Annotated in this window: 7 protein-coding genes; all 7 read right to left on the bottom strand. The window is 60.5% G+C overall.

Annotated elements, in window-relative coordinates; all coding sequences use genetic code 11:
• Positions 1-24: 24 nt before the first annotated feature.
• Positions 25-3,699 (bottom strand): AAA family ATPase, encoded by a 3,675-nt coding sequence (locus BGLCM_RS06970; protein ID WP_006294529.1) that lies wholly within the window; start codon positions 3,697-3,699, stop codon positions 25-27.
• A 98-nt stretch (positions 3,700-3,797) separates the two neighbouring features.
• Positions 3,798-5,120, bottom strand: a complete 1,323-nt coding sequence (locus tag BGLCM_RS06975; protein ID WP_006294528.1) for a metallophosphoesterase family protein — start codon at positions 5,118-5,120, stop codon at positions 3,798-3,800.
• A gap of 28 nt (positions 5,121-5,148) precedes the next feature.
• Positions 5,149-6,438, bottom strand: a complete 1,290-nt coding sequence (gene tnpB, locus BGLCM_RS06980) for an IS607 family element RNA-guided endonuclease TnpB (protein WP_006294526.1) — start codon at positions 6,436-6,438, stop codon at positions 5,149-5,151.
• Positions 6,431-7,015, bottom strand: coding sequence for an IS607 family transposase (locus BGLCM_RS06985; RefSeq protein WP_006294524.1), 585 nt, complete (start codon positions 7,013-7,015; stop codon positions 6,431-6,433). Before BGLCM_RS06985 ends, tnpB begins: the two co-directional genes overlap by 8 nt.
• Before the next feature lie 164 nt (positions 7,016-7,179).
• Positions 7,180-10,845 (bottom strand): DEAD/DEAH box helicase, encoded by a 3,666-nt coding sequence (locus BGLCM_RS08115; protein ID WP_006294517.1) that lies wholly within the window; start codon positions 10,843-10,845, stop codon positions 7,180-7,182.
• 143 nt (positions 10,846-10,988) lie between these two features.
• A complete protein-coding gene (locus BGLCM_RS06995) occupies positions 10,989-12,197 on the bottom strand; it encodes a PolC-type DNA polymerase III domain-containing protein (protein ID WP_338010467.1) in 1,209 nt (402 codons plus the stop codon).
• 229 nt (positions 12,198-12,426) lie between these two features.
• On the bottom strand, positions 12,427-13,908 hold the full coding sequence (locus BGLCM_RS07000; protein ID WP_006294507.1) for a S10 family peptidase: 1,482 nt from the start codon (positions 13,906-13,908) through the stop codon (positions 12,427-12,429).
• Positions 13,909-13,929: the final 21 nt, after the last annotated feature.

A 13,929-nucleotide genomic window follows, 5' to 3' on the forward strand; every position in this document is an offset into this window, starting at 1 on the left:
CCATCAACGCTTCGCCACACTCCCCTACCGCACACTGATCGTGCTGGGACCGTCCTCTCGTTCCCGGCTGACCATAATGCAGTCGCCGATGCGCTCGACCAACGATCCCACATGGGAAATGATGCCGATCGTGCGCGAGCGCCCGACTTCCTCAAGCACATCCATCACTTCGTCGAGCACGTCGGCCGACAACGATCCGAACCCTTCATCAATGAACAGCGTTTCCATGCGTACGCCGCCGTTCTCGCCTTCAATGATGTCGGCCAATGCCAGTGCCAACGCCAGGGAGACAAAGAACCGTTCGCCGCCAGACAGCGTGTCGGGATCGGCGCACGTGTCGCAACGCCGGTCATAGATCAGGATTGGCAGTCCGGTCTTGTGGTTGGCGCGCATGCGCGGCGCGTTGACCGACATCGTCCCGTCCGCGCTCTCATTATCCTGGTCGCCCAACCGTAGTTCGTAATAGCCGTCACGAATGTCGCGCAACAGGTCGTTGGCTCGCGCCAGCACATCACGGAACCGTTCGGTCACGGCATACGTGATCAGCGTCGTCTTGCGTTCGGCGCCCGAGTCGCGTCCGCCCGTCACGAGTTCCGCCATGCGCCGCAACGGTTCATACGCGTGCATCGCTTGCGCCCACTGGCTCGCTTCAGCCAGCATCGTGCGATTGGCGTTCGCGCATTGTTCCCAGCATTCCATGGCCGACTGCTGGTCGCGGATTGCCGCGTCACGCGATGCTTGCGCTTCGTGCAATGTTGCGGTGGCGCGTTGTAGAGACGCGCTCGCTGCGGCCAGTATGGCTGTTTCGCGCGCTTCATCGGAAATATAGAGGGCCGTGGGCAACGCAAGTCTCAGAGAACTCACGGATTCGGGAGACAGCAGGATCGCCAGTTGCGTGCGCAACTGGTGCGCTTGGGACGCGAGCGCGGCGCGGCGCTCGTCATATTCCTTGAGTTGACCCGCGTAATGATCAAGGTCGACGTCGCTGAGCACGGCTGCGGCGGCCGAGGTGCCGTCCGCAAACCCGGCTTCCTTGCAGGCACGCAGGAACTCGGCGTTCGCATGTTCGCTCACTGCCGTGCGTTCGGCGAGTTTCGTGGCCAGCAGCGTGCGTTCCTTGTGCAGCGCGCTGACGCGTTCAATCGTGTTCTGCAGCCCCGGAAGTTGACCGGCGGCTTGCAACGCGTCGTGGCGTTCTTGTTCGAGCCGGCTGCGTTCGGCCTGCAACGCTTCGGGTTCCAATCCTTGGGCCGCTTGTTGCGCGGCCTGATAGTGCTGGTGTTCGGTGTCGAGCATGGCTGCGGTCGTTTCCGCTTTTTCTTTGGCATGCTGCACTTGTTCGCGCACTTCAACAATCTGTTTTGCAATCTGGCGCGCTTGTGCCAGATGGGCGCGTGCTTCGTTCGATTCGTTGACGGCACGCTGCGCTTCGTCACGCCACTGGATTGCCTGCTCGCGGCTGCGTCCGGCAATCGCTGCCGTCAGCTCGTCAAGGCGCGTTTGCATGCGCGTGACTTGGATTTGCTGTGCGGATTCGCCAGCCAGCGCCTCATCATGTTCGGCGCGTAGCCGCTCAAGTTCTTCTCGATAATTGATTTCCGCGTTCGTCACATGTTCCGTTGCACCGCCGGCAGTCGACGCCTCACGCATCTGCGCCAGTTTCGGATGTTCGAGACTGCCGCATACGGGGCATGGCTGGCCGGGCTCGAGTTGGTCGGCGATTTGCACGAGGCCGACGACGAGCCGGTCTTGCAACGCCGCATCCAAACGGCCGCGCACTTGGGCGCGCCGGCTTTGGGCGTCATGCAATCGTGCTTGCGCGTCAAGCAGCGCTTCGCGCATGCGGTCCGTTTCATCCCAGTCGCTCACGAGTGTTTGCGCGTCTTGCAGTTCACGTTCGCGCGTGCCACGCGCTTCGAGCAGCTGCTCATAGTGTTCAATACGTTCTACCTGGTTGCCTAATGCGCCAATGCGCTGTTCATCGTCCACACAGCTGCGGTAATGGTCTTCAGCGGCTTGCAGGTCGGCTGCCAACTGTTCCGTGCGCGCTTTGGTTTGTGCGACGGCCGCGAGTTTGCGTTCTTTTTCGACCACGAGTTCCAAACCGGCCACGATGGCGGGTTCGCGCTGTGCGATGCGGTTGAGTTCATCATGTGCGGCATGCAAACCGTCAATGCCACCATAGGGTTCGGTGAGGGTGGCTATCTGTTGGTCGACCGCTTGCAGTTCCTCACCGCTTTCATGTTGCAACCGTGCGGCTTCAATGGCCTGATAATGCAGGATGCTGACGGGTTTGGCCTGGTTGGAGCGTTCGATCCAGGCGCGCAACTGGTCCATGCGTGGCGATTGCGCGGCCAGCTCATGCTGCTCGTTCACGGTTTGCGCAATGTCTTGCAACACGCTTGTGATCTGCTGCAACTGGTCATGCACATGCTGCGCTTGCGCGACTTGTGTTTCGCGCTCATGCAACTGGCCGCTTGTGCGGTCGTGTTGTTCTTCGGCATGCGCATTGACTTGTTCGGCCACATGCGTCAACTGGTGTTCGATGGCTGCCACGTCCATGGCCGGTTCCAGCAGCGCGCCATCCACGTCAACGCACCAGGCGCGTTCATCAGCCAGGTTGTCGCCAATCGGCGTGCTCTGTTCGTATGGCGATTCGATGACGTCAGCTGCAGCGTCTTGGGCGCTGTGCCCATGATCCGCGGCAAACTCGTCGCAGTCAGTGGGTGCCACTTGCGTGGAATCGCCGGCAGGCAGCAGTGAGTCCAAGAGATTGTCAACGCATTCGCGGGCCAATGCGTCGCGCTCGGCGTCGCGTGCGGCGGCCTCGGATTGGGCCTGGGCTTCGACGACGGCAGCAGCGCAGTCCATGGCACCCGCCTCGGCATCAAGATCCGCATCAGTGCTGTTGAGGCAGCGCAATGCCGCGTCGCGCGCTGTGGCGATGGCTGATTCCAATCGCGTGCGCCGCGTGGCCACTTGGGCGCCACGCTCAAGACGCATATCACGCAGCTCATGCTGGATGCGCTCGTAATCGGCGGCCGCGAACAAATCCTTGACCATCGAGGAACGTTCTTCGGGTTTCAACCGTAGGAACCGTGAGAACTGGCCTTGCGGCAATATCACGGTTTGGCAGAACTGTTGGCGGTTCAGGCCCACAATCTGCTCGATCATCGTGCCGACCGCACCGACTTGCACGCATAACGGCTCCGCGTTGTCGGCGTGTTCACAAAACTCGAAGTACTCATCGGCCGAGTGCTCGTCAGTGTCGGCAACCATATGCCGGTCCACGAGCGACTCGAACGCATCACGCATGTGGGGGGCGACTTTGAGCAATGTGCCGGAAGGCTTGTGTTCCGTCGCCCCGGTACCCGACTGTTTGGGCACCATGTATTTGGGCGTGCGATGCACGTAGTAGTAGTCGCCGTTGTTTTCAAACACGAGTTTCACGCTGGTTTCACGGCGTGAATGGTCGAGGAATCGCGAGCGCAACCGGGCTTTTTCCTCACCGCCGTTGAGTGATGACACATCACCATAGAGCGCGAACACCAACGCGTCGAGAATCATGGATTTGCCTGATCCCGTGCATCCTTCAATCAGGAACATGTGGTTGCGTGACAGACGCGCCAAGTCAAGGCTGAACGCCGACGCATACGGACCGATGCCTTCAAAACACAATCCAATGAGTTTCACTGCCATCCCTCCACGCAGATTGGTGATAACGCACGTTCTCACCAATGCTCATACTCTTACTTCTCGCTCAGGTCGTACTTCTTGGCCCAGCTGCTCACCACGTCTCAGGACGCGTGTTCGTCCCGGGCCGCATGCACGCGCGTTACGGCTTCTTTGAGTACTGCAAGTTCTTCAGGTTCCGGCGGCCTGCCGTAGGAGTATTGCACGAAGCCACTTAATACGCTCAACTCGTCGGGTGCTGTCGACAAATCGGCCATCGTGCGTGGCCGACGCGCCATGGCGCCCACATACTGCGTGCGTTTTTCCAACGCATACGCATAGGCCGCGGAAAGACGCTGGTACAAGCCGCGTGGCATCGGGCCGTCCAACATGATCTGCATGCTGACCCAATCGTCATGATGCAGGGGCGCCAACACGTCAATCAGTTCGTCAGGCGTGCCGGATACTTGCACGAGCGCGGGTTCGTCGGATTGCACGTCCAGCGTGCGCACACGGCGCACGCGCGCCGCCACCGGCGGTTCGTTGCGATCCTCAGCGTCTTCAAGCACATCAGTGTTGTGAGGCACATTACCAGTCGCGTGCTCAAAATCCACAATCACGACTTGTTTGCCATTGCCCAGGCGCGGTGGCACTGTGCGTTCGGAGAACGAATAGGCCAGCAAGGAGCCGCTATAGCGCGCGATCGGCGTATGCATGGCGTCGCCGGTCACGGGGATTGTCACGCGTTGCGGACGGTGCAAATGGCCCAACGCCAAGTAGTCAAGGCCGCTGGTGCTAAACATTGATGCGGGCACGCTGTCGATGCCACCTACGGCGATGCCGCGTTCGGAATCGCTTTGCTCAGCGCCAGACACAAACGTATGCGCCATCAGTACGGCCGGCACGTCATGATCCTGCTCGCGCCGACGTTCCAGGTCGGCGTGCACGAGTTCGAGTGCGGCTTGCATGACGGCCGCATGCGAACAAGCCACATCATGGCCTGCCAATTTCGCCAACATGCCGCGGCTCGCGTCAGGGTTCAAATACGGCAGCGCATAGATCAGCAAACGTTGCCCACCCACTGCAATATCGACAGGTTCGCCAATATATGCCAGATCACAGCGCATATGCACGTTCTCGCGCAACAAGCGCGAGCCCACGCCCAGGCGTGCTGCCGAATCATGGTTGCCTGGTGTCATCACCACGTGCAGCGCATGGCCGTTGACTTGCAACGCGCCAAGCCGCTCATAGGCTTGGTCGAACACGCGTACCGCATCGGCGCCCGGACGTGGCAGATCATAAATGTCACCCGACACGCACAACACATCCACATGTTCACACTCAATCGTGTCAATCAGCCAATCCAAGACACGGGTTTGGTAGTCGAGCAGGTCCATCCCCTTGAACCTGCGGCCAATATGCCAGTCAGACGTGTGCAGCATGCGCATGAGGCTTCAGTATAGTGGCCGTTGTTAACTAGTTTGTTCTAGTTGACATGGGAGCCTTGCGGCTTCCAGCTCCAAGCCTCACGCCGGGAGGGCTGCTTGGTTCGCGTTTCATCACGGTCTGCCTTCCACTGCTTGCAGTGGCGGGTCTTGTGTCCGTTCCGCGCGCGTTTAGCGCCTCCCGGGCACTCCGGGCGGCGTATCGTTCGATGTTGACGGCCGCGTTGAGGTCGCGGTCGAGGACAAGACCGCACTCGGCACACGCGTAGGTGCGCTCCGCGAGCGACAGTTTGGCTTTCACCGCGCCGCAGGCCGAGCAGGTCTTGGAGGATGGGTGGTAGCGGTCGATGACATGCAGGCGCGAACCATGCCGCACGGTCTTGTACGCGAGCTGGCGTCGCAGTTCCGCGAACCCGCAGTCCGAGACGGCCTTGGCCAGCGACCGGTTGCGCACCATGCCCGCCACGTTCAAATCCTCGATGCAGATGTCCGAGTAGCGGGTGGCGAGCATGTGCGTGAGCTTGTTGAGGGCGTCCATGCGGCTGTCGGCCATATGCGCGTGGACGCGCTGTACCTTCCGTTTCGCTTTGCGCCACCGAGCGGAGCCGACGGTCTTGCGCGACAGCGCGCGGCTTGCGTGGCGCAGCCTTCGTTCGCCGCGCTTGGTGTTGCGCGGGTTCGCGATGACGGTGCCGTCCGAGAGGGTGGCGAGCGTCCTGACGCCGAGGTCCACGCCAACCCAGCGGCGGGAGGGTTTCGGCGCCGCTTGCGCCATGGCCGTGTCGTCCACGGTCAACGCCGCCATCCAGCGTCCGGCATGGTGCGAAACCGTAATGCGCGTGACATGGCCCGCGCCGACCCGTCCGGCCACGTTCTCCATCGTGTGCACGCGTCCGATGCGCGGCAGCCGGACACTGTTCGGGTCGCACGCGCTTGGCTGCTTGAACCCGGTCGTGAACGCCACCTTCGGTGCGCTGCCTGATTTGCTTTTGTACTTGGGGAAGCCGACCCTGCGTCCCTTGCGTTTGCCGTCCTTGGATTTCTTCCAGTTCGACAGGGCGGCGCCCAACGCTTCAAGCCCTGTGTTGTACGCCTCCTTGCCGTTCTGCGGCCACCAGGGGGCGAGTTCGCCTTTCCATTCGTTCCACCAGCGGCGCAGCGCATAATAGGAGAAATCCAAGCCGCCGATGAAACCGCCGATTTGTCGGCGCACATGCGTCAACGCCGCATTGTACGCGAACCGCGCCGCGCCCGCATGGGATTCCAGCTGCCGCGCCTGCCGCGGGGTGGGGTCCAGCGCGACCTTGACGGCCCTAAGCATCCTGTGCCGCCTTCAACGCGGCGGCCGCCTTGTTCTTCGCGGCGCGACGCCCGTACAACCGGGCGCAGAACGAGGTGAGCGCTTCGGTCATGTCGCGTACCAGATCGTCGTCCAGCTCGGCGTCGTCCACGACGACGATTCGCCGCCCCTGCGCCTTCAATGCGGATTCGACCAGTCCCGCATTCATGCGGGCGAGCCGGTCGCGGTGCTCCACGATGATCGTGCCCACGGTCGGGTCGGACAGCAGTCGGTTGAGCTTGCGGCGCTTGTCGTTCATGCCGGAGCCGGTTTCCGTGACTACTTCCGGGTGTTCGACGCCCATGTTGAGGGCAAACGCCTTCAACCGGTCCGCCTGCCGTTCAAGGTCGGCTTTCTGGTCGCTTGAGGACACGCGCGCATAGCACACTGTGCGCGAACCGGCCATGGGGGCGCAAGGGGTCTCGTATTTCGGGTCGTGAATCAGGTACATGCCCGAGGGTGTCTTCTCCACGGGCACGGGCATCCTGCCCGTGCGGCACCATTTCCACACGGTCTGCGGGTTCAGGCTTTCCCGCTCGGCCCATTCACGCACCTGCATGAGTACAGTATAGCATAGGATAGTGAATGATAGTAAGCTCAAACATTAGCAGCTGACAACCCCCAATCCCGCACACCCCAATCTGTCCACACTCTGCGGGCCGCCCAGCATTCTCTGCCATTCCAGCCTGCCCTTCCGGCGCGTCTTCCTTCCTGCGTCAGCGGTTATCCGAGCAACGCAAGCACATCATCACGTGTCATGGCCGCCACATTGACGCTGGATTGTGTGTCGAGTAGCGTGCGTGCCAGCTCGCTTTTGCGTTCCTGCAGCCCGAGGATGCGTTCCTCAACCGTGTCACTCGCCACGATCTTGTACACGTTGACCGTATGCCGCTGGCCGATGCGGTGCGCACGATCGGTGGCCTGGTTTTGCGCGGCTTCATTCCACCACGGGTCGGCATGAATGACGACGGACGCTCCCGTCAAGTTCAATCCGGTGCCACCCGCTTTCAACGAGATCAGCATGACGGGCGTGTCATCCATGTTGAACGTGTCGACGAGTTCAAGCCGGCGCTGTTTGGGCGTTGAACCCGTGATCGCCATGTGGGCCACGCCCAGTTCGTCAAGCATGTCGGCAATCAGGTCAAGGAAGCTCACAAATTGGCTGAATATCAGCACTTTCTGCCCCGATTCACGTGCGGCCGTCACGAGTTCGGCAATCGCATCCATTTTCGCTCCGGCATGGCTCACGTTTTCGAACACGAGCCGGGGATCGCAGCACAACTGACGCAGCTGTGTCAACGCCGACAGCACTTGGAACCGGTCCTCGTTCATGTCTTGGCTTGACTGCAACATCATGCGCAGCTTGCGTTCCGACGCCGCATAAAGTTTGCGCTGCTCCCCCGTCAACGCCACGTCAATGACACTTTCGGTTTTCTCGGGCAGGTCCGTGAGCACGTCACGTTTGAGACGGCGCAAGATGAACGGCCGCACGGCATGGTGCAAGCGTTGCGCCACGTCGTCGCGCCCGTCAAGCATCGGTTTTTCATACGTGTCACGGAACGAGCGGTATGAGCCCAAAAATCCGGGCATCAGAAAATCAAAGATGCTCCACAACTCGCTCAACCGGTTCTCAATCGGCGTGCCGGTCAACGCGAACCGGTGCCTGGCTTGAGCCCGTTTGACGGCTTGCGCGATTTTCGTCGCGGGATTCTTGATCGCTTGCGCTTCGTCCAACACCATGACGAGCCAACGCTGGTCTGCGAGGTCGTCAATATCAAGCCGGAACACATCGTATGAGGTGACGACCACGCCCGTCAGGTCCGCATACTGCTTCCTGCGTTGCGCTTTGGCTCCAGCCACCACGCTCACCGGCAAGTCAGGAGCAAAGTTGCGTAATTCACGCGCCCAGTTGTACACGAGTGACGCTGGACACACCACCAGACACGGGTCAGGTTGGCGTTGTTCTTGTATTGATTCCTGTTGTTCGCGCGCTGTGGCATCCACCAACACGCTAATCATTTGCACGGTCTTGCCCAACCCCATGTCGTCGGCCAAAATACCGCCCAAATGTTTGTCCATCAAAGTGCGCAGCCAACGGTAGCCTTCCAGCTGGTAGGGTCGCAGCGTGGCATGCAACGCTGCGGGCACCACGTAGCGTTGCGGATCGACGACTTTCACGTCGCCAATATAGTCGCGAAACGACGGCGCCTGCTCAATCAGGTCCTCGTCTTCACCGTCCAACAGGAACGCTTGCACAGCCGGCACACTCGCCTGCCCGTTGGCCAATGCCGACAATGACAGATGGTAGCGTTCCACAAGCGCATTGGCTTGGGCGATGTCGGGACTGTCCAAACGCATGAACGTGCCATCGGCAAGACGATGATAGGTTTTGCGTTTACGGTAGCTGTCCAAAATGGCTGCAACTTCGGACTCGTCGATTTCATCAGCCATCGGTGTGACGCGCACCAAATCGCTCGTCACCGACAATCCGAGACGCACGTGCGCGGGTTTTTCGCGCATGAAACCCGTGACTTTATCAGTCGTGAACACGTCGCCTACGCTTCGTAATGCGTCAATACCCTCGTTCAACAGCGTCAGAAGCTCACCAGAGGAATCAATATCCAAATACGGGGCGCAACGCGGGGCGTCAGCAGGCACGGGAATCGAAGCCGAACCCGGTCGAGACACGGGATACGGCGTGTGAAAGTAGACGCCCGTGACTTGCCGCGCGAACTCTTCGGCCGTCTCGTTGCGCATGACGCGCACTTGCGGCGTGATCGCGGACGGTCCGAACGCCATATGCTCAGCGAACACGTCGAAACGTTGACCGTCGTATTCAGCGAACGTTTCGCACACAATCAGCCCGTCGTCACTGCGATCCAAATAGAACGCGAGCCGACACGGTGCACTGGAGCGGGCTTGCAATGGTGCCGGCACTGACACTCCTTGGCCGAACGCCGTGAGCACGGGAGTGATCGACTGTGCAAAATGAGCGAAATCAGCCTGCCCGATCACGAGCGGACCGATTGTGGAACCCAGTTGTTTGAGCACGTCAAGAGCCGTCATGTCAAACGGCGGCGTGTGCACAAACCTGAGCAGACCGTCACGCGTAGAGACCAGCAGGAACGCATGATGGTCATCACTGCAGCCGTCCAACACGGTCAGGTCACGCGTCAACGTGTAGGCGGCAGGCAGCGTGGCATGCGCATCATCATCAGAGTGCGGGTCGGGTTCGAGCGGGGCTCCTGCGGCGTCCAAAGCCGAGAACGTGAATCCCAAATCCGCAAACTGCAGTGGACCGTCAGTGTCAGTACCCGTGATGCGCGTGGACTGCGGTTCGGTTTGCCGGTAGCGCGGATCAGTGACAGTCAGTTCGTCGCCACTGTGCATCAGGGCCGTCAACAACGCCATGAGCTGACCCAACGAAATGCAGATGCGGTTATAGGGCACACGGGCCATGCCATAGAAATCATTGCGGAACGACGCATCGTTGGCGGCCGTGTAAGCGCGGCAAATATCGGTCAACACAGTGATCAGCTGCTGATCATGGCTCGCAAACATTGAACGTTTGGGCACAAACTCCCATTTGGCGCCAAACCGGTAGCGCAACCCTTTACGCAGCGCACGCATCAGCGTCGGAATTTTCTGAATGCGATACCAGCGCCCCTGCACATAGACCTGCAAACGGAACGCCCAATGAATGTCGTCGTCATCACCGCTGGGCGCGTCAAGTTCCACACGCAATCGCAGCGGCTCATCAGGCACGGCATGCGCCGCATTTGCAGCGCTGTGGACCAGGTAACCGCCCATCGTGCTGTGGCGCATGAACGTCTCTTGCAGTTCTGCGACCGTGTCGGGCCGGTCCGCATCGGCACTGGCCATCAGGGACGCCAACCATGGCGACGAAGGCACCGCGCGAGGAACCTGTGCTTCACCATGCATTCTGCGGCCGGTACGGCGGCGATGCATGCGGTCTTGGGAACGTTGCGGCGGCGTCACGGCACGCAGTTGGGCGACGGCGCGCATGAACTCGGGGTCCGACCAGATGCCATCGTCGCCGTCTTGCACGGCCGGCATATCAGTGTGCAGGGCGCGGTCGGCACCCGTGACAGGGTCCACGTCGTGCACGCCGCCAAACGCGCGGTCGTCGTCCACGTCAATGGCGGATTCGTCGGTGTCCCATGGTTCAGCCATGCCATCGGTCTCTTCCATGATGTCGATGCCGTCCATGCCATCCAGGTCGTCACTGGTCGATCCGGCCCGATGCCGGCCACGCTTGGGGGCGCCAAGGCGCGAGCGGCGCTGGCGACGTTGGTCGGCCCGGTGGCGTGACAAGCCGTATGGCGTGTCATCCATGTCATCAGCGGGTTCATACGTGAAGTTATCCATCAGCAATCCTTAGGTGTCCGTCACTGCAAGGCATGTCAGCGCAAGCGGCGTGAAACATATGCGTGAAACTGCTTGGGTTGGGTCAACGATGCGTGGCCATCAGCAACCACCACGTGGGATCAACGCATGCGAGCGCTCGCATGTCAACGTCTCGCACTTCTGGGTCGGCAACGTTTGCCACCCACGCCGCTACTGCCATCCGCGGCGAACGGGCCTTCGTGCGCTTGCTTGAGTTGGGCCAGATGTGTGCGCATGGCTTCGAGCATGATGTGCGCGTCCTCAAGGCCCAGATGCCGCTCTCCCATGTCGGTTGGCAACGAGCCCATGCGTTGCGCATAGGCTTCGAGACGGTTGTCGCCATAGGGATGTTCGTCGTCGGGCATCGATCCGGCATCCCATTGACGGCTCATGGGCAATGTGTCAATGATCGTGATATGGCCATCGCGATACGCTTCGGCGTATCCGGCGATGTTGAACATGAAGAACTTGTGTTCGAACGTGGCGTTGTGTGCGACATACGGGTGTTGCATCAGCACGTTGAGCAGTCCCTGTTGCGCTTGCGGCCATTCATCAAACGGCCGGTATTGCGCGGCTCCACGTTCGCGCACATCAATGCCTGTCAGTTCGCGGATGAACTCGTTGTCGAGTGTGGCCGCGAGCCTTGGTACGCCGAATGCGAGACGGGCTTGGCCGTACGCATGCTGCGGCGCATACGCAGGGTCCGCATACATCGCGTATTGGGTGTGGCCGTCAGGGCTTGGCGACTGCAGGTTCATCAGTTCAAATCCCACATCAATGATGTAGTCACGGTATGCCTGCACGCCGGTGGTTTCAATGTCAACGCCCACAACCGTGTCCACATCACGTCCGGGCAAGTAGGCGTTGCGCCAACTGGAATCCCCCGATGAGTGAGAACGCGCCGAATTCAAACCTGTATGATCGGTTGACGGCGCATCTACGCGCGGTTCGGCATGTGACGGTGAGCTCTCATCGGCCGCCTTTGGTTGTGTGGCGCGTACGACGGCGCGCAACCAGGCGATTTCGTCACACAGCCGCCTGTTGAGCCATGCCACGGCGCGTGCGAGCGCGAATGAATCCAGTGTGCGCTCGAAATCGCGCATGAATGTTGTGGTGGCTTGTTTGAGCATCGCTTCCACGCGTTTTCGCGTGCGATAATCCTCACCGAGCGCTTGGGATGCGGCCTCATGCAATGCCGCATCGGGGTGCAGCGAGGCCAGGTCAACGCCCAGCACATCAATATCCGCGGCAAGTGCTGCGCCAAGACCACGTTCCACGTCAATGTTGGCGAACCACTGCCAGTCAATAGCGTTGCCGTCGCTGTCTTGCGGCATGACGGTGGCCCATTGGCCGGCGTCGGCCAACGCGTCAAACAACCAGGCATGCGAAGTTGAGGCGTGTTCCGGTGCGGGCCCGGCAACGCCGATGCCCGTCTGGGCGACGTTTGAGTCGTCGTCCAGACGGGCATCGGATGGACTTGAGGAAGGTGATGTTGCGCTCATGCCTTCCTACTGTAGACGGTTTGCCAGGTTAGCGCATGCCTGGTTGGCAAACCGCATGGCGTCACTCGACTGGCGTGTGACGCTTGTCGTAGAACGCCATGAGTTCAGGGCTCATGGCCTGCAACGCCTTGAGATCGGCGTAGGCCATGTGGCCGTTCGAATGCACATGGTATTCGATGCGGTCCTTGAGTTCGGCCGGCAGGAACAGCTTGCCCATGTCGTGGCGCACGTTCCAGTATGGCGTTGCGGCATCGTGGATGCCACCGAAGAACAGGATGCGGCTGGTCGGGTTGCGGCGCAACGCCGTGGCGATGTCGAACGCCACATCAGGCGTTTGCGGCGAACCCATCGTGCCTGGAGCCTGATGGTTCCAGTTCCAATCCATGTTGACCTTGAGCGAAAGCGGCTCATAGTTCTCGAAGCCTTCGAAGCCGATTTCGTCATGCAGCATGTGCATGTAGCCGTCCAGGTAGGCGCTGTTGATGCCGTCGTAGGACGGGTCCTCACCAGCGTAGAACTCGTTGTCGCCTTGCACGTCCTGGTAGGCATACGTCGTGAAGCGCATGTCGTAACGGCCCAGCGTCTTGCCTTCGTCCTTGAGCAGGTTCTTGCGGAACGTGTCAAGCTCGATGCGCAGACCCTTGGCCATGATGAACTCGGCAGGCAGGCCGATCAGTTCGCTCATTTCGTTGGCCACAGCCTTCATGCGTTCCTGAGGCAGACGGTCACCCATCGTGATGGCTTGCGAGAGCGTGTTGTCCACGAACTCGAACGCCTTGTCGAACCACTGGTGTTCGGTGTAGCCTTCGCCGGCCTTGCCGAAGTAGGCGGCGGTGGCCGCATACACGGGCGTCATGCCCAGGTAATAAGCGTCGTTGCCCGACAGTGTTGGCGCATAGTCAAGAATCGTGGACTGTTCAATCACGCCGCGCACACCCACGCCATGCTCGCCGAGCATGCGGTAGACCACGGCGTTGCGCATCGTGCCGTAGGACTCGCCATACAGGTACAGCGGGCTGTTGAAACGGTTGTGCTTGCGCAGCCACGCGATAATGCCACGCACAAACGCATCGCCATCACCGTCCACGCCCCAGACCTTCTTGCCGTCATACGACGGGTCAACACGCGAATAGCCCGTGCCGAACGCGTCAATGAACACGAGGTCGGAAGCGCGCAGCAGCGTGTAGGGGTTGTCTTCGAGCTTGCCCACACCGTTGATATGCTTTTCGCCGTCATCAGGCACGCGACGCGCACCCATGCCACCGATATTGACCATGTAGGAAGCGCCACCAGGGCCGCCATTCCAGCAGAATGTGACCGGACGGTCGCTCGTGTCGTCCATATCGGCGACCTGCGAGAACATGAACATGTTGCCAATGAACGCGTTGTCCTTGTCGCGCACGGGCAGCAGCTCGGCATAGGCCGTGTAGTCGATGCTTTCGCCGTCACCCTTCCAGGTCATCTTCTTGGAAGCGTCAGCCGGTTTCGCCTCTGGAGCCGGCTTCGGGGCTTCAGTGGTCTTTGTTGTAGTTTCGTCAGTCATAATTGAGTAACACTCCTTGAC

Origin of the sequence: Bifidobacterium gallicum DSM 20093 = LMG 11596, from assembly GCF_000741205.1 — a bacterium.
GTDB lineage: Bacteria > Actinomycetota > Actinomycetes > Actinomycetales > Bifidobacteriaceae > Bifidobacterium > Bifidobacterium gallicum.